The following is an 18,649-nucleotide window of genomic DNA, read 5'->3' as shown; positions in this document are numbered from 1 at the left end:
GGTCCGATGAGCGGAACGACAGGACCGTACATGGCTTACTTGCTTGCCGATCAGCGCGTCGGCCCGTATGTGGTCGGCGTTGGCGGTCTACTCGCGGACGTGATGCGGGAGGTCAAGGAGACGCATTTCAAGCGAACGTGTGCGGCCGACGATATTTACTTGGCCGCCTTTTGCTTGGTGTGGTACGAGCCCATGCAGACGATGGAGGCGACACGCCGACGGGCCGCCGAGATTCGGCGTTGGCCCCATCGCTGGCAGCGCCGATTAGTGGAGTCAGTGAATCCCGATTGGTGGGAACGGTCGCAGATGGAATCGGACTACCCCCGCGCGTTTTGGCAAAGCATTCCCGAAGTAGCTGGCAAAACCCGTGTTCCGACACGTATTGATTGAAGGGAGCCTCCGACGAGGCTCCCTTCAACTTGCGTGAAGTGGACACGCCGCGAAAAGGTGTTTCGCTCTATTTCTTACAGGCCAGCTGCCCGACGTGGTCAGCCGTCGCACCGGGCACAATTTCGTACAACTGTGGCTCTGGCTTCGACTTCGCCAGATCCTCAACCGTGTCTGCGGATGCGATATAACGCGTCTTCCATTTGACGCAGTCGTACTGCCTCACAAAGAAACTGGTGCCGCTGGAGCCGACGCGCTTCATGTGGATCGTTTTCTTAGGCCACTTGCCTTCGATTTTCAGTACGAAGTACTGGCCTGCATGAGGAGGGAAACTCAAAGCCTCGGGTGCTGGGGCGGCAATGGCCGAACCTGCTACGAGCGCGAGGCCCACGAACAGCCCCAACTGTCGTCGGGTGATGGCATCAAACTGAACTGCTAACTGCATTCCAAGCATCGGACGGATTCCATTCGGAAGGGAGAGATATCGTCTTCAAGAGGCCGGTGCGGGTCAATTGCTAAATCGTGATAGGTGTCGAGCGTTGCGAGACAGACACGAGTCAGCGGGTTACGGCTGGCCGTCCGGATGCGCTTCCAGCAGTTGCCGTGCCGATTGCTTCGTGAGCCCTTTCACGATGGCGATCTTGGCCACGAATACCTCGCGCGGCTGGGAGCCTTCGGTCTCCCACATGTAGACCGCCTGCTTGCTGGAACCCAGCAAAGTCGCCATCTCGGGCCGGGTCAGTTCCAAGCGCTCGCGCAACTTGCGGAACGAGGCCGCAGTGAACCGGTAACGGCGCGTCGTCGTGCCGGCCTCGGCCACGTCCACCTCTGACCGTAGCTGGGGCGTGGCCGACCGCACGGTGCCTTTGGAGACCGTGGCTACCTCGCGCCGAAATTGCGCTCGCTCGTTCTTTAACGTGGCGACGGTTTTGCGCAGAAGCACCAGTTGGGCCTTCATGGGCTCGATGATCTTTCTTGATTCCTTTCGGGAGATACGGGCGATTTGCTCTTTGGTGAGTGCGGCAGTGTTGGCCATGATGAAACTTCCTGTCGTGGTGGTTGGGGGATTACAAAGATGCAGTGATGCCGACTAAACGCCGCTGTTCGGACCACAGCAACGGTGGGCTGATGCCAAGTTGGTCGATCTGCACGTCGGGCACGGTATCGTCCAGAATGCCTGCGATGATTTCGGGAGCCAGTAACGTCAAGTTGATGATCCGGCCGACGTAGCTGTTATCGGTGGACTCGGCCTCGGCGATTTCTTTCATCGATGCGACCTCGCCGCACTCCAGCATGGCGCGCCATCGGAAACCTTTGGCGAGCGCACGCTGCAACGAGGTCAACTGCGCAGCCGTCGCCGCCGAGTCACTGTCCCGTGCCTGTCCGTAGCGCCGCCGGCCGGCGCGGCGGCTGATGGCCAGCGGCACGGTGACGGCCAAGGCCCCATCGCTCGTCCGGACGACGCGCGCTTCGCCAAGGATGTTCACGATGGGCATCATGCGGCGATCTCCTCGCGTGCGAACTCGTCGGCGAGGGATACGACTCCGTTGGGATGGAAGCGAATTTCCATGGAATCCGGCTGGACAGTGATCTTGTCCACCAGCAGGCGCACCAGCCGCTGTTGTTCAAGTGGAAATAGCGAGTCCCACACTTGATCGAATTGGCGCATCGCCACCACCACCTGTGCCTCATCGCACTTGGGATCTATCGCGATGGCCTGCGGTACGATTGCAGCGATCATCTCCGGGGTGTTCAACATCTGCCGTAAGTAACGCACGACAATATCTTCCAGCTCGGCCGCCGGGAGCCGTGGAAAGGTGGTCTCGGAGGGACCTTCGTGAATGTGGGCGGTGCTCAGGTAGTACCGATACAGCCGACCGCTGCGCTTCTTCGTGTAGTACGGCGTCAGCGCGCGCCGGTCAGGACCGACAATCAACCCTTTGAGCAGGAATGGAACCCGCGCGCGATTGGCGTTCCCCCGTGTGATCGCGTTCTTGGCTAACAGATCCTGCGCCTTGTTCCAGACGTCGACGTCAATGATCGCGGGGTGGCATTGCGTAAAATACTGATCGCCGTGCTTCAACTCGCCAAGGTAAGTTCGGTTGTGCAGGATTTTGTGGATCGTGCTCTTGTCGTGCGGCTGCGGCACCCGGACACGACCCTTGCGCGTCGTCCACCCTTTGCTCAGATACCCCATGCCAGCAGTATCGCGGGCCACCGCCTGAAGTGATTCGGTCTCGATCAGGCGCTGGAAGATGAACCGCACTTGCGCCGCCTCGGCATGGTTGATCGCCAGCCGGCGTTCCCGGATGTCGTAGCCCAGCGGTGGGATTCCGTGCATCCACAGCCCCTTCTTCTTGCTGGCGACCATCTTGTCGCGCACACGATCGACCGCCAACTCACGTTCGAACTGCGCGAAGGTCATCATCATGTTCAAGGTCATGCGGCCGACCGCATCCTTGGTGCTGAAGTTCTCGGTGATGGATACCAGCGAGACCTTGTACTGATCGAGAAGATCGACCAGCACCGGGAAGTCGCGCATCGACCGGGTGAGCCGGTCGAGGCGGTAGACGACGACCACGTCGATCTTGCCCTCGCGGATGTCGGCAAGCAGCCTTTGCAGGACCGGCCGGTTCATGTCGCGCGCCGACACCGCCAGTTCGTCGTAGTCGTCCGGGACCGGAATCCATCCATCGCTGCGACGCGCAGCGATATAGCTGGCGCCGGCATCGCGCTGGGCATCGATGGAGTTGTACTCCCGCTCCAGCCCTTCCTCGTTGGATTTTCGCGCATACACGGCGCAGCGCAGCCGTTGGACCGCGCTCATGCCGCGATCCTCACCACCACGCCCTCCCGGACACGGCATTCCACGACCAGCACACCGTGTCGCTGGAAGAAGCGTTGCAGTCGCTGCACACCCGATGCCGAGGTCGCCAGACGATTCCAATCGGTCACAGCAATGCAATCAATGCAGCCGCTGGCAGCGTCGATCAGCATTCGCTGAAAGGCTGGCCGGACCGTCGTTTCCGGACAGTAACCATCATCGGCATATTCGCGCACGGCGAAGGCCGAGCCAGCGCATCGGTCGATGACCCATGCGATGCCTTGTTGTTGGTACGCGATGTAGCCGGCGTCGGGCTGGTTCGAGTGGCAGTACATTGCGATCTGGAGTGTGTTAGTGATCTGAGTCATGTCATTACCTTTTGGCGCTGCTGCGCAGCCCAAAGAACGCGGGTCCCGACCAGCGGGTACCGGTGATATCCCTGGCGATCTTCGACAAGCTGCCGAATCTGCGCCCTTCGTAGTCGAACCCGCCATCGGCCAACACGGTCACGCGGTGGAGCCGGCCTTCGTACAGGCGGGTGAGTACCGCCCCCGGTGTCGGCGCGGGCGCGTTCGCTCGACGCGTGATCTTGCCGGTCTCCAGCAAGCGGGCCACGCGCTTGGCGTTGTCCTCGACCAGTGGGTGCCCGCTTGCGCGATAGGCATCTTCCTGGAGGCGATCGGCCAGCCGACGAATCACGTACCGCCGATTGTTGACTCCAGGTGGCGCGCCGAAATGCTTCAACCAGCGAGTTTTCAACTCGATCCAAGGTAGGCTCGGCAACGCCGCCACCTGTGCGGCGATAGTCGCCTCGATTACATCCTCTTTCATTGTCGGCCTCCACGGCTCTCCAAGGGGTTTGTATAACCCCTCGGTTCGCCCGCGTTATCAAGTCCAACCTCTCCGAAGACACCGCGCGCGTCCCGTGTCCGCGCATGCAGTCGCCGTAATGCTTCCGCGATCAAGCGAGTTGCAGACACGACGCGTTCGTCCGGCAAGCGCTGCCGCTCGTCAGCATCCTGATTCATGATTTGTTCTCTCGGCCGTTAGCTTTAGGAAGGGGTATTTTTCGGATCGCTACTGCGCCGTTGCGCCAGTCGATGAACCGTGCAAATTCCTTACGGCGGCAGATTTGGGCGAGACTGGTATTTTGCGAGCTATACCCCGATCGTTTGAGTACCCAGGACTGCTTGGGCCTGGCTTGGCCCGCGTCATGTGCTTCGGCGATGGCCTGGACGAAGGCGCCCTGCTTCCTGCGCAGGACTAGTTCCTCGCCCTGGACGCGCAACCGGGATCCGTCTTCACTGAGTTCAAACCATCTCGGCGCTGGCATCGATCCCACGGTCGGTGTCGAATCTATTTCAGCAATGACCTCAGCCAAGTTCGGCAACCCGAACACGAGCCCTTCAGGCTCCAGGCGCGCAACGCGCTCAAGTGCGACAGCAAGTCGATTCTTTCCGACCACCTCTGCAGGCAGCTCTTGCCTTGTCGAGAGCACGATTTGGCGGTGTTCGTCGTCTACGTTGAGCGCATCGGCCAGTCGATCCAAATCGCTGCTGGATCCGTAGCGCAACAAGTACACCACTACCGGCTTGCGCCATATGGACACCTTCGCCAAGCGCCAGACGCGGTTCGGTAGCAGGACAACCGGTTTGATCTGCCCCAACTTCTTTGCGAGTTCCCGCGGCAACCATTCGTGCCGGACTTGCATCGCCTCGAAAGGCGGCCACAGATCGACACGTCCGTTGCACTTCGAACACGTCACACGATGATCGTCACACTCATAGACGTGGCGAGTCTCCACCTCAAGGCAACCCCGGCACATGCTGGTAATGGCGCGCTTCGGCGGGAACATCGCTCCCAGCGAAAGCAGCCGCTGAAATAGCCGCGTCTCATCTAACGGCAACAGTTGATCGTCCGGTTCGTTGTCGAACCAGTTCAAGTAATCCTTAAGCACAGCAAAGCTTCCCTTACCGCGGTAAATCGCGGGTGCAAGGCGTCGATCAAGCCGTCACCGGCCCGATGGAATGTGTCTCCGCTTACGAACGATCAGCGGATCGGAGGTAGCCCCGAATCCAGTCGATGGTCGTGCTTGGGCGCGCGATGGGCGCCAATGGCCATGTCCAGTCGATCTTGATGCAGCCGATCACTGGCAAGCGAGTGCAGGGAAATGGAACAGCCGTGGGCGGCTGCGGCATGCGCCAACGCGGCGCGGCGAACGAGTCCAATGTTCATAGGGGGTCCTTGGGGGAGGAGACCGTTATTGTTGTACGCAAGAGCGTATAGCCCGTTCGTTGCGTGCGCAATATCACGGATGCATCTTGTCGTTCCAATCAAGCGTTCCGCCCGAGTCGATTCATCGTTCGTTTCAGATGCGCGCTGATGTTCGTGTGCGCTTCGCTAGCCATCGCTAGCCATCGCTATCCATGTCTAGCCTTCGCTAGCCAACGCTATCCATCGCTAGCCCCGATCTAGCCTCCGATCTAGCCATCGCAACCTTTCATTGCTAGCCAGACCTGCTTCAAGCTTTTTCGCGACGACGCACTCGCGTCGCCGCACGAAAAGGAGTCGTTGCAGTGAGCATCCCCACCCTGTCCACCGAGGAATTGGCGAACCGCTGGCGCGTCGCGCCGCGCACCATCCGGCGCTGGCGCGAAGAAGGCATCGGGCCGATCAGCTTCAAGATCGCGCGCATGGTCCGCTATCGATTGGACGATATCGAAGGCTTCGAACGCCGGCCGAACCGTGCCGAGTCTTCCGCCGCGCCCAGCGCAACGGGGGCCGCATGACGCTGTTGGAGCGTAGCCTGAGTCGGCCGCTGTCGGAGTTGGCCGAGTACCCCGCCGACATGCTGGTCGATCTGAAGCAGCAGGCCGCCGATGCCGTCGCCACCGCAAAGGCGAATGCCGACTGGATCGATCGCGCGTTGGATCTGCGCTACAGCGCAACCGCTGCCGCAGCGCGGTCGGCCGCGGGCAAGGACACGGGCGCGGTGACCTTCGCCGATGGCGACATCCGCGTCAGCGTCGAGTTGCCGAAGAAGATCGAATGGGACCAAGCGCTGCTCGGGCAGATCGTCCAGCGCATCCGCGCCGCGGGCGAAGACCCGACCGAGTTCGTGGAGATCAGCTACCGAATCAGCGAAACCAAGTACAGCGCGTGGTCGGCATCGATGCGCGCGAACTTCGACGCGGCGCGCACGCTCAAGACCGGCAAGCCCACGTATCGCCTATCGCTGCTGGAGAACGAATCGTGATCGTCGTCGCATTTTATCAAGGGGGCGTCCGCTGATGGCGCTGCCGATCATCACCGCCGATCAGCGTTTGGCCGAGACCCGCGGCGTCAAGGGCGTGCTCATTGGCCGCTGGGGCTTGGGAAAGACCTTCCAGCTGTGGAAGCTCGATCCGGCGACGACGCTGTTCGTGGATATCGAGGCCGGTGATCTCGCGGTCAAGAACTGGCCCGGCGACAGCCTGCGCCCACGAACCTGGGACGACTGCCGCGACCTGGCTGTATTCCTAGGCGGACCGAACCCGGCCCTGCGCGACGGCCAGCACTTCAGCCAGTGGCACTACGAACGAGCCTGCGCCCGGTATGGCGACCCCACCGTGCTTGATCGCTACCGCACGCTCTTCATCGACTCGATCACCGTCGCCGGCCGCCTTTGCTTCCAGTGGTGCAAAGGCCAGCCGCAGGCGTTCTCGGAGAAGACCAACAAGCCCGATGTCCGCGGCGCCTACGGCCTGCTCGGTCAGGAGATGGTCGCGTGGCTGACCCACATCCAGCACACGCGCGGCAAGCACATCTGGTTCGTCGGCATCCTCGATGAGCGGACCGACGAGTTCAACCGGCGCTATTACGAGCTGCAGATCGACGGATCGAAGACCGGACTCGAGCTGCCGGGCATCGTGGACGAAGTGATCACGCTGGCCGAGATCAAGCCGGCCGAGGGTGAGCCGTACCGCGCGTTCGTATGCCAGACCGGCAACCCCTGGGGCTTTCCCGCCAAGGACCGCTCCGGCCGCCTCGACATGATCGAGCCCCCGGACCTGGGCCAGCTGATGCGCAAGCTCGGCGCCCCCGAAGCCGCGGCGCCCAACGACACTACCCTTCATTAACTCAGAGGAGCCCTATGTCTGATTGGAACGACTTCAACAACGCCCAAAGCCCGACGTTTGCCCTTATCCCGAAGGGCACCTTGGTCAAGGTGCGCATGACCATCAAGCCCGGCGGCTACAACGACCCGGCTCAAGGATGGCTGCACGGTTGGGCCACGCGCGGCGACACCGGCTCGGTCTATCTCAATGCTGAGTTCGTGGTGCTACAGGGCGAGCACGCGCGCAAGAAACTGTGGTCGCTGATTGGCTTGTCCAGCACCAAAGGCGAGACGTGGGGCCAGATGGGCCGCGGCTTCATCAAGGGCGTGCTCAACTCGGCCTACGGTTTGCATCCCGAAGATACGAGCGCCGCAGCCCAAGCCGGGCGCTGCATTGAAAGCTTCGGCGATCTCGACGGCTTGGTCTTCGTCGGCAAGGTCGATTGGGAGAAAGACCGCGACAACGAGGACAAGGCGGTCATCAAGGTGCCGATCACCGCCGACCACCCGCAGTACAAAGAGCTGATGGGCGCGGCGGCGCCGGTGCCGGCACGCGGGTCTTTGCCGCCGCCGGCAGCGCAGAACCCGACCGCTGCATCTGCCAGCGGTCGTCCCGCGTGGGCGCAGTGATTCACCTACTGCGCCATGACTCCTTGCTGGGCGTGCGGAAGACCCGCGCGCGGCTTCGGCCATTTGGACCTGCGCCGCCGGATCGGTGATCCGCGGCGCACGCCGTACCGATGGGCGTTCTGTTCCATCACTTGTCAGAACGCCTTCCACCAACTCTACGACACCCGATGCCGGAGCGATCCGGCGTCGATAGAGGAGCTTTTGCCTGTGACTCACCCATTAACCCATGAGGCACAGCGCGCGTGCCTGAAAGCGCTGACGGTGGTCGCCGAGCACATCGGCTTCGATACCCCACTCGGCCAATACAACCAAGCGCAAGCCACCGAAGTGATCGAGGCCATCACGCGGGCCTACGAGACATCGATCCGCGCGCAGTCGAATCCAGTCGGCCACAAGCTCGCGCCGCCTTACGACGGCTTCGAGGACGACACGATTCCTTTTTGAATTTTGGCATTGCCATTTTCGTCCTGGCCTTTTCCACATTTCGCCTTCGAACCATGCTTGATTTCAACACGCACGATCTGTCCGACCAAGTAGGCACGCTGATCGATACCGCGATGGAGCGCGAGGCGGCCTCCCTGCCGCCGCGCGCCTACCTGGGCGCCTCAAGCATCGGCGAAGAGTGCGCGCGCCGAGTGCAGTTCCAATACTTCGATGCGCCCAAGGACATCGGCCGCCACTTCCCCGGTCGCGTGCTGCGCGTGTTCGCACGCGGGCACCGCGTCGAAGACTGGATGTCCGCTTGGTTGCGCCTGGCCGGTTTCGATCTGCGCACACGCAATGAGCGCGGCGAGCAATTCGGCTTCTCCACCGCGGCCGGGCGCGTGCGCGGTCACGCCGATGGCGTGATCGTCGCCGGCCCAGACACCTTCCGCTATCCGATGCTTTGGGAAACCAAGGCCGTTGGCGTAAAGACGTTCCGTGAGTTGCAGAAAAAGCGGCTCGCGGCCAGCCGCCCGGTCTACGCAACGCAGGTCGCGTTGTACCAAGCCTATCTGGGCTTGCACGAACACCCTGCGTTGTTCACCGCGATCTGCGCCGACGACATGGCCATCTACGCCGAGCGCGTCCCATTCGATAGCGGCCTAGCGCAGCGCGCGTCCGATCGTGCGGTCCACATCCTTCGGGCCTGCGACGCCGCCGAACTATTGCCCCGCATTTCCAGCACGCCGACGCACCAAACCTGTCGGCAATGTCCGTGGCAGGACCGCTGCTGGTCCCTATCCACAACCACTACCCCCACTGATTGAGGACGCCCAATGAGTCAGAACCCCCTTAGCCTTCCGGTCACTATCGATTGCGAAGCCGAAGCCATCGCCTTGCCTACTCGGGAGTGGTGCTCCATCGAAGTCGTGAAAGTCAGCGCACCTATTGCGTCCGCGTGGCTCTCGCGCAACAGCAGCAATCGCCCTATCCGCTTGAAGGCCGTCATGCAGTATGCGAATGACATGGCCGGCGGAAGTTGGAAGAGTACCGGCGAGTCCATCAAATTCAGCAGGAGCGGTCGCCTTCTGGACGGTCAGCACCGCTTGTCCGCGATTGTTGGGGCGAACACCGAGGTCGAGATCGTCGTCAATACGGGCCTGGAAGATGGATCGTTCGACGTCATCGATACCGGAAAACAGCGAACCGGATCGGACATCCTGACCATCGATGGTATTGCGCTGAGCGAGGCGCGAACGGCTGCCGCGGCGTTGCCGATGATCGTGAACCATAGCCGAGGCCTGCCGCCTCATAGTTCTTCGCGCCCGACCAACCAATCGATGCTGGATTATTGGAAGCATCACCCCTTCGTTCAGCCGGCCAGCAGGCTCGTCGCGTCGCTTCCCCGCCGATATCCGCCGATCTCCCACGCGAAGGCCATGTTCTTGCACTGGTACTTCGCTCAAATCGACCAGGACGCGGCCGACGATTTCATCGTGACGCTGTTCAATGGCGCGCAGCTGTCCACGCGGGAATCGATCTACCACTTGCGCGAGAAGCTCATGGAAACCCGAATGCAGGGCATCCACCTCAAGGATGGTGTGCAACTGCACGCCTGCATCAAAGCCTGGAATCTGAAACGGGCAGATCGCGTCGTCAAGTCGTGGCGATCTGTGTTTCCGCGCACGGACGAAGTCTTTCCGGAGGCGATCTGATGACGATGCAATACCACCCGCTGTGCCTGGCTCTCCCCGACATGGTGGCCCCGGCGTTTGCCGGACTGATCGAGGACATCCGTTCGAACGGCCAGCGGCACGACATCATCCTGCATGAAGGGATGATTCTGGATGGCCGCCATCGCTATCGTGCCTGTCTGGAATGCGGGATCGACCCGAGGTTCTCCGATTACACCGGCAGCGACCCGGCCGCATTCGTCATCAGCGAAAACCTGGCCCGACGGCACCTCAACGAGTCGCAGCGGGCTATGGTGGCTGCGCGTATCGCCAATCGAAAGGTGGGGGGCACTGTTGATTCTGCAAATTTGCAGAATGAGATTGTGACGAGGGAAAAGGCAGCCAAGCTGCTCGTCGTGTCCGACCGGACCATCGCTAAAGCCGTGCGCGTCAAGGACGAAGGCGCTGCTGCGCTGGTCGAGAAGGTCGATGCCGGGAAGATCTCGGTGCATGAAGCCGCCAAGATTGTGGCGTTGAACCCGAAGGTCCAAGCCCGCCTGGCGGCCATCGATGATCGCAAGCTCCGTCAGCGCGAGCTGTCTGCATCGCTGAACCGAAGCGCCAGTCGGACCAGGACTGCGCGCGTGGACGTTCTGCACGCGGTCCCAGGAACCGAGTTCGTGCGCGCCACGCTGAATCGATTGGATCAAATTACCAGCCAACTGCTTGAGGCGGAAGGAAGCGCAGAGGCATTTGCGAGCCGATTTCTTACCGAGTTCGACTGGAACGAACCGATTTTGCTGCAACGGTTCAAGCATGCACGCCGGGCGATCGAAGCGATCGCCCAGCTTCAGCGGGAATTGGAACGGAGGCCCGAAGCCGCATGATGGATTTCAATGACGCCGGGCCGCCGGATGATACTCGGCAGCCCGAACGCCCTGCGCGCAATGACGTCCGAATGCTGCTTATGCAGCGTTTGGACGGCGTGCTGAAGTCGCTGTATCCCGACGGTCGTGTTCGCCGCGGTCGGTTCACTATCGGTGATGTCCACGGCGCCGCCGGGGACAGCCTGGAGGTCGCTTTGGACGGCGACAAGGCCGGTCTGTGGAACGACCACGCCACCGGCGAGGGCGGCGACATCTTCGACCTGATCGCGGTGCAGGCCGGACTGGACGCGCGCCACGATTTCGCCGCGGTGCTCGAACGCGCATCCGAGCTGGCGGGTAATGTGCCGGCACCGACGACGGGCTCGCCGTCCAAGAAGCGCCGGTCCGAGCCGGCCGTGGACGATCTCGGCCCACACACCGCGCGCTGGGATTACCTGAGCGCGGAAGGCGAGTTGATCGCCTGCGTGTACCGCTACGATCCGCCGGAGGGCAAGCAGTACCGGCCGTGGGATCCGAAGCGGCGCAAGCACCAGGCGCCGACGCCGCGTCCGCTCTATAACCAGCCCGGCATGGCCGCATCGAACGAGGTCGTTCTGGTCGAGGGCGAGAAATCGGCCGACGCGTTGATCGAGCGGGGAACCTGCGCCACGACGTCCATGAACGGCGCCAACGCACCCATCGACAAAACCGACTGGTCGCCACTGTGCGGCAAGCATGTGCTGATCTGGCCCGACAAGGATAAGCCCGGCTGGGAGTACGCGATGCAGGCGGCGCAGGCCGCGTTCAAGGCCGGCGCAGATTCCTGCGCGTTGCTGCACCTGCCCGAGGACAAGCCACTGGGTTGGGATGCCGCTGACGCTGCCGAAGATGGCTTCGATATCGACGGCTTCCTGCGCGCGGGTGAACGCACCTTCCTGTCGCCGGGCAACGACGCGGCACCGCCGCCGATCGACTTCGACGGCCTGGACTGGAGTAGCGACGATGGCCTCGGCCTGGCCTTTACCCGGCACTACGCCGACGACTGGCGCTACTGCGCGGCGTGGGGTCAGTGGCTGAGTTGGACCGGTACCCGTTGGAACCCGGATCGGGCGCTCGTCCTGCAGCACTTGGTGCGCGGCGTCTGTCGTGCTGCGCAGGCGTTTGCCGATAAGCCCACGCAGCGTTCGAAACTGGCGTCGGCTTCGACCGTGGGCGGCGTTGAACGTCTGGCCCGCAGCGATCCGCGCCATGCTTCCTGGGCCGAGGATTGGGACCGCGATCCGTGGGCGTTGAACACGCCGCAGGGCATTGTGGATCTGCGTGACGGGGAAATGCGTCGCCATGCCCGTGGCGAGCATATGACCAAGCTGGCCACGGCCAGTCCGCACGGGGACTGCCCAACCTGGCGGCGATTCCTGAGCGACGTCACCGGCGGTGATGTTGAGTTGGCGTCGTACCTACAACGCGTCGTCGGCTACTGCCTGACCGGCGTCACGCGTGAGCACGCGCTGTTCTTCCTGTACGGCACCGGCGCCAACGGTAAGTCGGTGTTCGTGAATACCTTGGCCACGATCCTTGGCGACTACGCAACGAACGCACCGATGGACACGTTCATGGAGAGCCGAGGTGAGCGCCACCCGACCGAACTGGCCGGTCTGCGCGGCGCGCGCTTCGTCGCCGCGGTCGAGACCGAGGAAGGGCGGCGGTGGAACGAGTCCAAGCTCAAGGCCATTACTGGTGGCGACAAGATCAGCGCGCGCTTCATGCGGCAGGATTTTTTCGAGTACATCCCGCAGTTCAAGTTGGTGGTTGCCGGCAATCACAAGCCGGCGATCCGTAACGTGGACGAGGCAATGAAGCGGCGTCTGCATCTGGTGCCGTTTACCGTGACCATCCCGCCCGACCGACGCGACAGCCGGCTGACGGAGAAATTGCTGGCCGAGCGCGACGGAATCATGGCGTGGGCCATCGAAGGTTGCCAGCAATGGCAGCACACGGGGCTGCGCGCGCCGCAGTGTGTGATCGACGCGACCGACGAGTATTTCGAGGGTGAAGACGCGCTCGGTCACTGGATCGAAGAGCGTTGCTATGTGCATGCGCAAGCCAGGGGTACCGCGACGGACCTTTTCATCGACTGGCGTGAATGGGCCGAAAGCAATGGCGAGTTCGTTGGTTCGATCAAACGATTCTCCGATCTGTTGACGGCGCGGCAGTTCAGCAAGTTCAAGGGCGGCAAAGGCGTTCGCTACTTCGCCGGCCTCAGCCTCAAACCCAAATCCTTTGCGCAGTACGGAGGTGCGAGCCATGAATGAAATCAATCAGTTGGAAGGGCGGGTGGCGGATGAGGCGCGTTTGCCGGTTCCCCCTTATGTGTGCGTGCGCGCGCACATACGCGCATCAACCAGCAATCCCGCCTCATCCGCCACCCAGACCGGCGAGGTCGCCTCGCCGACACTGCTCGCGCTCGACTTGGGAACGACGCTGGGCTGGGCGTTGCGGCTTTCCGGCCAGGCCATGAGCGGTACCGAGCACTTTAAGGTGGGCCGATTCGAAGGCGGCGGCATGCGCTACCTGCGCTTCGTGCGCTGGCTCGATGACCTGTGGCGCTTCGCGGGCGCACCCTCGACGCTGTATTTCGAAGAAGTGCGCCGGCACCGTGGCGTCGATGCCGCGCACGTCTACGGCGGCTTCCTGGCGCAGCTCACCGCGTGGTGCGAGCGCCATGCGGTTCCGTACCAGGGCGTTCCGGTCGGCACGATCAAGAAATTCGCGACCGGCAAGGGCAACGCCGATAAGGCCGCAATGATCGACGCGGCGAAGCGGCTGGGCCACAAGCCCGTTGATGACAACGAGGCCGACGCTCTGGCGCTGCTGCATTGGGCCATGGCGCAGGAGCAGGCCCGTGGCTGAGTGGACAATCCAGACCGTTGCGGACCGATTCCAGGAGGCCGCGATCACCGCACGCCGGTTGCCGGCGGCGCGTGTGCAGGGTTACGCCTCGTACTGGCCGAACATCCAGCGCCAGTCGTGGGAGGGCTATGCCGATGAGCGTATCGTCCTGCGCTTCGCCGCATCCCCAGCAGCGATTGACCGCTTCGGGGAGACCGTGCGCTGGCTGCGGTGGCTGGACGAGGAGCAGCGTCGCCTGGTCTGGCTGCGGGCGCAGTACGTTCCGTGGCGCGAGATTTGCACGCGGACTGGGCTTATCCGCAAGACGGCGTGGCGACACTGGCAGCATGCGCTCGCGGTGGTGACGGTCCAACTCAACGGGTCGCTGCCACGCTTTGCGGATGCCAGACCGGAGGCAATTCCAACGTCTTTGCGCTCCTGACCTCTTATGTCCTCTTGTGTCCTCTAAGTCGGCCAGTCGGGGTGTCCCAAACACCCCGGTTTTGCCCTAGCCTAGTCGGCATGCTGATCGTGGTCTGTCGGGGGACGCATCACCCAGCATGGGTCAGCCCGAAGACTTCCAAGACACCATCGGAATCTTCGGGCTGATCTTCCTTCCCGATTCGAACATCATCGTTCGGATCAAACTTTGTCCCAACACGTCGCGCACAGCGCGCAACACGGCGGCACCTCTTGAGGCCGCGGCCAGTGCCCGACTCCGAGCCGCGCGCGCAACACGCGCGCACACGTCGCGCCCTTCGGCCAGAAATCGCGGGTCCTTCCCCTAGCACAAAACGAGCGGGGGGCCCAGCCGCAAAACCCCGCTAGCGTCAATCCTTTTATTCGGGTTTGCAGTCCCTGCAACCCGGTTCGCACTCGGACATCCTTTGAGCCTTCAGATCGAACTGCGCCCGATCGAGGCGCTCATTCCGTTTGCGCGAAATGCGCGCACGCATTCCGACGCGCAGGTCGCGCAGATCGCCGCGAGCATCGTGGAGTTTGGCTGGACCAACCCCGTTTTGGTCGATGGCGACAGCGGCATCATCGCCGGCCACGGCCGGGTGCTCGCCGCACGCCAGCTGAAGCTTGCGCAGGTTCCGGTGATTGAACTGGCCCACCTTACCCCGGCGCAGAAGCGCGCCTACGTCATCGCCGACAACCGCTTGGCCGAGAACGCGGGATGGGATGAAGAGTTGCTGAAGCTGGAATTGGCTGAGTTGCGCGACGCCGAGTTCGATCTGGACCTGCTCGGTTTCACCGATGCCGAGTTGGACGACCTGCTGATCGATGACCAGGCTGGTCTGACCGACGACGATGAAGTGCCCGAGCCGACCGAGCATCCGGTCTCGCGCTGCGGCGAAGTGTGGATCTGTGGTGGTCACAAGGTGCTGTGCGGCGATGCCACCAGCGCTGAGGATTACGCCGCACTGCTCGGCGACGAGTTAGTGGACATGACGTTCACCGACCCGCCCTATAACGTCGACTACGCCAACAACCCAAAGGACAAGCTGCGCGGCAAGCATCGTCCGATCCTCAACGACAACTTGGGCTCGGACTTCGGCGCATTCCTGGAGGCCTGTTGCACGCAGATGGTGGCGCTGACGAAGGGCGCGATCTACATCGCCATGTCGTCGTCGGAACTGGACCGGTTGCAGACTGCCTTTCGTGCGGCCGGCGGTCGCTGGTCCACTTTCATCATCTGGGCCAAAAATAAATTCACGATGGGCCACGCCGACTACCAGCGGCAGTACGAGCCCATCCTCTATGGTTGGCGCGACGGCAACGATCGCTTTTGGTGCGGCGCGCGTGATCAGGGCGATGTGTGGTTCATCGACCGCACCAGCAAGAACGATCTGCATCCGACCATGAAGCCGGTGGCGTTGGTGGAGCGGGCGATCCGCAACAGCAGCAAGACCCGCGATCTGATCCTCGATCCGTTTGGCGGCTCTGGCACCACGATGATCGCGGCCGAGAAAACCGGCCGCCGCGCGCGCCTGATCGAACTGGACCCGAAGTATGCGGACGTGATCGTCCGGCGCTGGCAGGACCATACCGGCCAGGCCGCGATCCGGCAGAGCGACGGGGTGTTCTTCGATGATGCCGCGCGCGAAGCCGATGTGGCCGAAAGCGAATGATCCGGCCGGCGTACTACAACGAAATTGATCCCTACCTGTGCGATTGGCTGCGCAATCTGATCGCGGCCGGTTTAATTCCACCCGGCGACGTCGATGACCGAGACATCCGATCTGTTTGCGCAGACGACCTGCGCGGCTACGCCCAATGCCACTTCTTCGCCGGGATCGGCGGGTTCGCTTACGCCAGCCGGCTCGCCGGCTGGCCGGACGAAGCGCAAATCTGGACCGGCGGTTTCCCTTGCCAGCCCTTCAGCGTCGCCGGCCGACAGCGCGCGCAGGCGGACGGCCGTCACCTCTGGCCGGAGCTGCGCCGGCTTGTTGCATCGGCGCGACCCGCTGTATTCCTGGGCGAAAACGTTGCTGGTCTCATCCCGTTGGGACTCGATGGAGTTCTTGCTGACCTGGAAGGCGAAGGCTACGCCAGCCGGGCGGTTGTTGTTCCAGCTTGCGCCGTCAACGCCCCGCACCGACGCGACCGCGTCTGGATCGTCGGAAAGCGTTTGGCCGACGCCGCTGGTGCCCAGCGGCGGTCGCAGTCTGCCAGCGGGAACGACGGCGACCGGCAAGACGCCGGATGGCAAGAAGCGCACCATCGAACTGTCGCATGTAGCGAAGCGGGTCTGGCCGACCGCGACGGCGAACGACGCGGAGAAGCGCGGCGACTTTGCGGCCGAGCGGCGCAATGGCCTGCCGGGGGTAGCGAAGGCGGTGTGGAGCACCCCGCGCGCGAGCGACGGGGAGAAGGGCGGTCCGGGGCAGCGCTTCGGCAGCGGCGCGACGCTGCCGTTACCGGCGCAGGCGGTGTGGGCGACGCCGACGACGCGGGATCACAAGGACGCATCGAGCATTGGCAGCGCGCCGGTCAATGGGATGCTTGGTCGACAAGTCGAACCCTCGCCGGCCGGCGGGTACCTGAATCCGGAATTCGTCTTCTGGCTCATGGGCTATCCGGACGAATTCCTAAACTGCGCGCCGCCGGCAACGCGATTGTCCCGCAGGTCGCCGCCGAAATCCTCCGTGCCCTGCGCGGCTGACGTCGCGCCGATGCGCGCCGCCAGCGCTGGCCCGCCTCAGTCGGCGTCGGCGAGGCCGACGTAACGCGCGTAGTCGTATCCCTCGGGCCGGATGTAAAGGGTCACGCGGGCAGGCGCGTGAATCACGATGCATTGATCGCCGCGTCCCTTAAAGCTGGCAATCCAGTCCTGTGTCCGACTTAGATCACACACAAACGCGTCGTACTCGGCGGACGTCATGGTCTTGATGGCGGAGACGAACACGCGCTCCTCCTCGATGTGGTAGCCGCTGTGCTCGCGCATTATGCTGCGCAGATTGGCGGGCTTGCGCGAGAATCGAACAGCGGCGGGGTAGGGCCGGCAAGTGGTGGCGGTCATGATGCGCTCCGTGGTTGGGGTGGCGACATGAACGCTTCCTTCGCGCGGGAAGCCAAGTCACTCATCGCGCCTTTGCGCAGATAAATCGAGCGCGTTAAGGCGTCGGACAAGAACGCGCATTCTCAGAACGAAAGCGGCGCGCAGGATCTGCGCGCCGAGTCGAAATCCGGCGATTACGCTGGCTCTAGCCAGCCCGATCGTGGGTTGTATCGAAGTCCAACGCCGGTGCGTATGGGCGTGGCGTTACCCCAATAGATGTCGGTCGCGTAAGCAGGGCGATACTGAACTGCTCGGTCCGCCTGTTCGGTCGTCAGACCGCAAGCGATGAAGTAGCTTCGCAGTTCCTCGTCTCCCGCAGATTCGTTGTTGCTGAGCTGGTCCTCGACCAAGGTGAGCAGCGGATCGGGTAGCGAGGCAAGCAGCGGGTCGGGGCGGTTCGTATCGTTCGGGTTCATGGTGCGGTCTCCGTGTTGGGAGCCCATGAACGCTTCCTTCGGCGAAGAAGCCAAGCGGAATCTGATCGAATCCTCGCCGTCGTGGTGTTGCGTTAAGGTGTCGGACAAGATTGATCATTCTCTTCGCCGCAACGCGGCCGAGCGGTTGCCCGGCCGCGCGCTGCATCACTCTTCTTCGTCGGAGGGGACTTCGGTCGTCGCCGCTTCCTCGATTTGGATGCGGTAGACCCGGTCTTGCTTGTCGATCTTTTCGTTGATGACCGTGTAGCCTTTCTTCTTCAGGGTGCCGGCAAAAAATCCGCGCACCGAGTGCTGCTGCCAGTCGGTTGCTTCCATCACTTCCTTGATCGTCGCGCCCTGCGGGCGCGTCAGCAGAGCGAGGACTTGGTCAATGCGGGTTTCCTTGCGCTTCGTCGGCGACGCAGCGGTCTGCGGGCTTGTATCGCCCGCATCGCCGGCGTTGCTATCTTGCTCCTCCGCGTCATCCGTATTGCCCGAGGCTTCTGCGTCCGCGTCCGCCGTATCGGCATCGGCTTCGTCGTTGCCGCTGTCCTCATCGCTCTGGCCGTCCGCGTCGTGGTCGCCGCCAGAGGCAGACACGTCGACCTCGCCGCTTGCCGGCGGTTGCTGGTCGACCGCCTCGTAGCCGGCGGCAGTCAGCGCGTACCCCGCACCATCCGCCGTGATCAGTTCGTTGAGGACCAGTGAGCGGGTTACGGCCGTGCGCGCGCCACCCTTGAGGTTGTCGGGATATTGCTCGATGCGACCGCCGGTCTGGACGGCGAGGAGGAGGAGGGCGCGCTGGTTGTCGGTGATCTGAATCATGGGAGTTCCGTTTGATTAGGTTGGGAGTTGAGCGCTCCCCGCTGGCGGGGGCGCG

Annotated in this window: 24 protein-coding genes; 14 read left to right on the top strand and 10 right to left on the bottom strand. The window is 62.9% G+C overall.

Features of this window, described 5'->3' with window-relative positions; all coding sequences use genetic code 11:
• Positions 1 to 30: 30 nt before the first annotated feature.
• Positions 31 to 390, top strand: a complete 360-nt coding sequence (locus tag ACTOWJ_RS07885; protein ID WP_441334051.1) for a hypothetical protein — start codon at positions 31 to 33, stop codon at positions 388 to 390.
• A gap of 67 nt (positions 391 to 457) precedes the next feature.
• Here the strand turns inward: ACTOWJ_RS07885 and ACTOWJ_RS07880 are convergent, their stop codons facing one another.
• The 7 genes from ACTOWJ_RS07880 to ACTOWJ_RS07850 form a co-directional block, all read right to left on the bottom strand.
• The gene (locus tag ACTOWJ_RS07880; RefSeq protein WP_441334050.1) at positions 458 to 841 is read right to left on the bottom strand and encodes a hypothetical protein; all 384 of its coding nucleotides are present in this window, start codon (positions 839 to 841) and stop codon (positions 458 to 460) included.
• 111 nt (positions 842 to 952) lie between these two features.
• Positions 953 to 1,423, bottom strand: coding sequence for a helix-turn-helix domain-containing protein (locus ACTOWJ_RS07875; protein ID WP_441334049.1), 471 nt, complete (start codon positions 1,421 to 1,423; stop codon positions 953 to 955).
• 31 nt (positions 1,424 to 1,454) lie between these two features.
• Complete coding sequence (locus tag ACTOWJ_RS07870; protein WP_441334048.1) at positions 1,455 to 1,886, bottom strand: hypothetical protein; 432 nt, start codon at positions 1,884 to 1,886, stop codon at positions 1,455 to 1,457.
• Positions 1,883 to 3,214, bottom strand: a complete 1,332-nt coding sequence (locus ACTOWJ_RS07865; RefSeq protein ID WP_441334047.1) for a recombinase family protein — start codon at positions 3,212 to 3,214, stop codon at positions 1,883 to 1,885. The genes ACTOWJ_RS07870 and ACTOWJ_RS07865 overlap by 4 nt, the downstream gene beginning before the upstream one ends.
• Positions 3,211 to 3,579: a recombinase family protein gene (locus ACTOWJ_RS07860; RefSeq protein ID WP_441334046.1), complete on the bottom strand. Its 369-nt coding sequence runs from the start codon at positions 3,577 to 3,579 to the stop codon at positions 3,211 to 3,213. The genes ACTOWJ_RS07865 and ACTOWJ_RS07860 overlap by 4 nt, the downstream gene beginning before the upstream one ends.
• Positions 3,580 to 3,583: 4 nt before the next feature.
• Positions 3,584 to 4,042: a DUF2924 domain-containing protein gene (locus ACTOWJ_RS07855; protein ID WP_441334045.1), complete on the bottom strand. Its 459-nt coding sequence runs from the start codon at positions 4,040 to 4,042 to the stop codon at positions 3,584 to 3,586.
• Between the two features lie 193 nt (positions 4,043 to 4,235).
• Positions 4,236 to 5,153, bottom strand: coding sequence for a hypothetical protein (locus ACTOWJ_RS07850; RefSeq protein ID WP_441334044.1), 918 nt, complete (start codon positions 5,151 to 5,153; stop codon positions 4,236 to 4,238).
• 634 nt (positions 5,154 to 5,787) lie between these two features.
• Between ACTOWJ_RS07850 and ACTOWJ_RS07845 the strand changes: the two genes are divergently transcribed.
• From ACTOWJ_RS07845 to ACTOWJ_RS07785, 13 genes are all read left to right on the top strand, one after another.
• Entirely contained in the window at positions 5,788 to 6,000 is a 213-nt protein-coding gene (locus tag ACTOWJ_RS07845) for a helix-turn-helix domain-containing protein (RefSeq protein WP_441334043.1), read from the top strand.
• Entirely contained in the window at positions 5,997 to 6,467 is a 471-nt protein-coding gene (locus tag ACTOWJ_RS07840; protein WP_441334042.1) for a hypothetical protein, read from the top strand. The genes ACTOWJ_RS07845 and ACTOWJ_RS07840 overlap by 4 nt, the downstream gene beginning before the upstream one ends.
• Positions 6,468 to 6,501: 34 nt before the next feature.
• Complete coding sequence (locus tag ACTOWJ_RS07835) at positions 6,502 to 7,329, top strand: ATP-binding protein (RefSeq protein ID WP_441334041.1); 828 nt, start codon at positions 6,502 to 6,504, stop codon at positions 7,327 to 7,329.
• A 14-nt stretch (positions 7,330 to 7,343) separates the two neighbouring features.
• Positions 7,344 to 7,937, top strand: coding sequence for a hypothetical protein (locus tag ACTOWJ_RS07830; protein ID WP_441334040.1), 594 nt, complete (start codon positions 7,344 to 7,346; stop codon positions 7,935 to 7,937).
• Between the two features lie 63 nt (positions 7,938 to 8,000).
• On the top strand, positions 8,001 to 8,381 hold the full coding sequence (locus ACTOWJ_RS07825; RefSeq protein WP_441334039.1) for a DUF6511 domain-containing protein: 381 nt from the start codon (positions 8,001 to 8,003) through the stop codon (positions 8,379 to 8,381).
• On the top strand, positions 8,378 to 9,187 hold the full coding sequence (locus ACTOWJ_RS07820; protein WP_441334038.1) for a PD-(D/E)XK nuclease family protein: 810 nt from the start codon (positions 8,378 to 8,380) through the stop codon (positions 9,185 to 9,187). The genes ACTOWJ_RS07825 and ACTOWJ_RS07820 overlap by 4 nt, the downstream gene beginning before the upstream one ends.
• Before the next feature lie 9 nt (positions 9,188 to 9,196).
• Positions 9,197 to 10,075, top strand: a complete 879-nt coding sequence (locus ACTOWJ_RS07815; RefSeq protein WP_441334037.1) for a hypothetical protein — start codon at positions 9,197 to 9,199, stop codon at positions 10,073 to 10,075.
• Positions 10,075 to 10,920, top strand: coding sequence for a ParB/RepB/Spo0J family partition protein (locus ACTOWJ_RS07810; RefSeq protein WP_441334036.1), 846 nt, complete (start codon positions 10,075 to 10,077; stop codon positions 10,918 to 10,920). The genes ACTOWJ_RS07815 and ACTOWJ_RS07810 overlap by 1 nt, the downstream gene beginning before the upstream one ends.
• Positions 10,917 to 13,211: a phage/plasmid primase, P4 family gene (locus ACTOWJ_RS07805; protein WP_441334035.1), complete on the top strand. Its 2,295-nt coding sequence runs from the start codon at positions 10,917 to 10,919 to the stop codon at positions 13,209 to 13,211. The genes ACTOWJ_RS07810 and ACTOWJ_RS07805 overlap by 4 nt, the downstream gene beginning before the upstream one ends.
• Positions 13,204 to 13,809: a crossover junction endodeoxyribonuclease RuvC gene (locus ACTOWJ_RS07800; protein WP_441334034.1), complete on the top strand. Its 606-nt coding sequence runs from the start codon at positions 13,204 to 13,206 to the stop codon at positions 13,807 to 13,809. The genes ACTOWJ_RS07805 and ACTOWJ_RS07800 overlap by 8 nt, the downstream gene beginning before the upstream one ends.
• Positions 13,802 to 14,230, top strand: a complete 429-nt coding sequence (locus ACTOWJ_RS07795; protein WP_441334033.1) for a DUF6362 family protein — start codon at positions 13,802 to 13,804, stop codon at positions 14,228 to 14,230. The genes ACTOWJ_RS07800 and ACTOWJ_RS07795 overlap by 8 nt, the downstream gene beginning before the upstream one ends.
• 577 nt (positions 14,231 to 14,807) lie before the next feature.
• A complete protein-coding gene (locus tag ACTOWJ_RS07790) occupies positions 14,808 to 15,923 on the top strand; it encodes a site-specific DNA-methyltransferase (RefSeq protein WP_441334032.1) in 1,116 nt (371 codons plus the stop codon).
• Complete coding sequence (locus ACTOWJ_RS07785; RefSeq protein ID WP_441334031.1) at positions 15,920 to 16,957, top strand: DNA cytosine methyltransferase; 1,038 nt, start codon at positions 15,920 to 15,922, stop codon at positions 16,955 to 16,957. The genes ACTOWJ_RS07790 and ACTOWJ_RS07785 overlap by 4 nt, the downstream gene beginning before the upstream one ends.
• Positions 16,958 to 16,993: 36 nt before the next feature.
• Here the strand turns inward: ACTOWJ_RS07785 and ACTOWJ_RS07780 are convergent, their stop codons facing one another.
• From ACTOWJ_RS07780 to ACTOWJ_RS07770, 3 genes are all read right to left on the bottom strand, one after another.
• Positions 16,994 to 17,314 (bottom strand): hypothetical protein, encoded by a 321-nt coding sequence (locus ACTOWJ_RS07780; RefSeq protein ID WP_441334030.1) that lies wholly within the window; start codon positions 17,312 to 17,314, stop codon positions 16,994 to 16,996.
• 173 nt (positions 17,315 to 17,487) lie between these two features.
• Positions 17,488 to 17,877 (bottom strand): hypothetical protein, encoded by a 390-nt coding sequence (locus ACTOWJ_RS07775; RefSeq protein WP_441334029.1) that lies wholly within the window; start codon positions 17,875 to 17,877, stop codon positions 17,488 to 17,490.
• Between the two features lie 57 nt (positions 17,878 to 17,934).
• The gene (locus ACTOWJ_RS07770; protein ID WP_441334028.1) at positions 17,935 to 18,594 is read right to left on the bottom strand and encodes a DUF3489 domain-containing protein; all 660 of its coding nucleotides are present in this window, start codon (positions 18,592 to 18,594) and stop codon (positions 17,935 to 17,937) included.
• Positions 18,595 to 18,649: the final 55 nt, after the last annotated feature.

Origin of the sequence: Lysobacter sp. CA199, from assembly GCF_052078715.1 — a bacterium.
Lineage (GTDB): Bacteria > Pseudomonadota > Gammaproteobacteria > Xanthomonadales > Xanthomonadaceae > Lysobacter.
This window is presented reverse-complemented; position numbering and strand designations above follow the sequence as displayed.

What these genes read in the sequence shown, in the direction of transcription:
- ACTOWJ_RS07885 (WP_441334051.1), top strand. Translation starts at nt 31, where the DNA reads ATGGCTTACTTGCTTGCCGATCAGCGCGTCGGCCCGTATGTGGTCGGC.
- ACTOWJ_RS07880 (WP_441334050.1), bottom strand. Translation starts at nt 841, where the DNA reads ATGCTTGGAATGCAGTTAGCAGTTCAGTTTGATGCCATCACCCGACGA.
- ACTOWJ_RS07875 (WP_441334049.1), bottom strand. Translation starts at nt 1,423, where the DNA reads ATGGCCAACACTGCCGCACTCACCAAAGAGCAAATCGCCCGTATCTCC.
- ACTOWJ_RS07870 (WP_441334048.1), bottom strand. Translation starts at nt 1,886, where the DNA reads ATGATGCCCATCGTGAACATCCTTGGCGAAGCGCGCGTCGTCCGGACG.
- ACTOWJ_RS07865 (WP_441334047.1), bottom strand. Translation starts at nt 3,214, where the DNA reads ATGAGCGCGGTCCAACGGCTGCGCTGCGCCGTGTATGCGCGAAAATCC.
- ACTOWJ_RS07860 (WP_441334046.1), bottom strand. Translation starts at nt 3,579, where the DNA reads ATGACTCAGATCACTAACACACTCCAGATCGCAATGTACTGCCACTCG.
- ACTOWJ_RS07855 (WP_441334045.1), bottom strand. Translation starts at nt 4,042, where the DNA reads ATGAAAGAGGATGTAATCGAGGCGACTATCGCCGCACAGGTGGCGGCG.
- ACTOWJ_RS07840 (WP_441334042.1), top strand. Translation starts at nt 5,997, where the DNA reads ATGACGCTGTTGGAGCGTAGCCTGAGTCGGCCGCTGTCGGAGTTGGCC.
- ACTOWJ_RS07835 (WP_441334041.1), top strand. Translation starts at nt 6,502, where the DNA reads ATGGCGCTGCCGATCATCACCGCCGATCAGCGTTTGGCCGAGACCCGC.
- ACTOWJ_RS07830 (WP_441334040.1), top strand. Translation starts at nt 7,344, where the DNA reads ATGTCTGATTGGAACGACTTCAACAACGCCCAAAGCCCGACGTTTGCC.
- ACTOWJ_RS07815 (WP_441334037.1), top strand. Translation starts at nt 9,197, where the DNA reads ATGAGTCAGAACCCCCTTAGCCTTCCGGTCACTATCGATTGCGAAGCC.
- ACTOWJ_RS07810 (WP_441334036.1), top strand. Translation starts at nt 10,075, where the DNA reads ATGACGATGCAATACCACCCGCTGTGCCTGGCTCTCCCCGACATGGTG.
- ACTOWJ_RS07805 (WP_441334035.1), top strand. Translation starts at nt 10,917, where the DNA reads ATGATGGATTTCAATGACGCCGGGCCGCCGGATGATACTCGGCAGCCC.
- ACTOWJ_RS07800 (WP_441334034.1), top strand. Translation starts at nt 13,204, where the DNA reads ATGAATGAAATCAATCAGTTGGAAGGGCGGGTGGCGGATGAGGCGCGT.
- ACTOWJ_RS07785 (WP_441334031.1), top strand. Translation starts at nt 15,920, where the DNA reads ATGATCCGGCCGGCGTACTACAACGAAATTGATCCCTACCTGTGCGAT.
- ACTOWJ_RS07780 (WP_441334030.1), bottom strand. Translation starts at nt 17,314, where the DNA reads ATGACCGCCACCACTTGCCGGCCCTACCCCGCCGCTGTTCGATTCTCG.
- ACTOWJ_RS07770 (WP_441334028.1), bottom strand. Translation starts at nt 18,594, where the DNA reads ATGATTCAGATCACCGACAACCAGCGCGCCCTCCTCCTCCTCGCCGTC.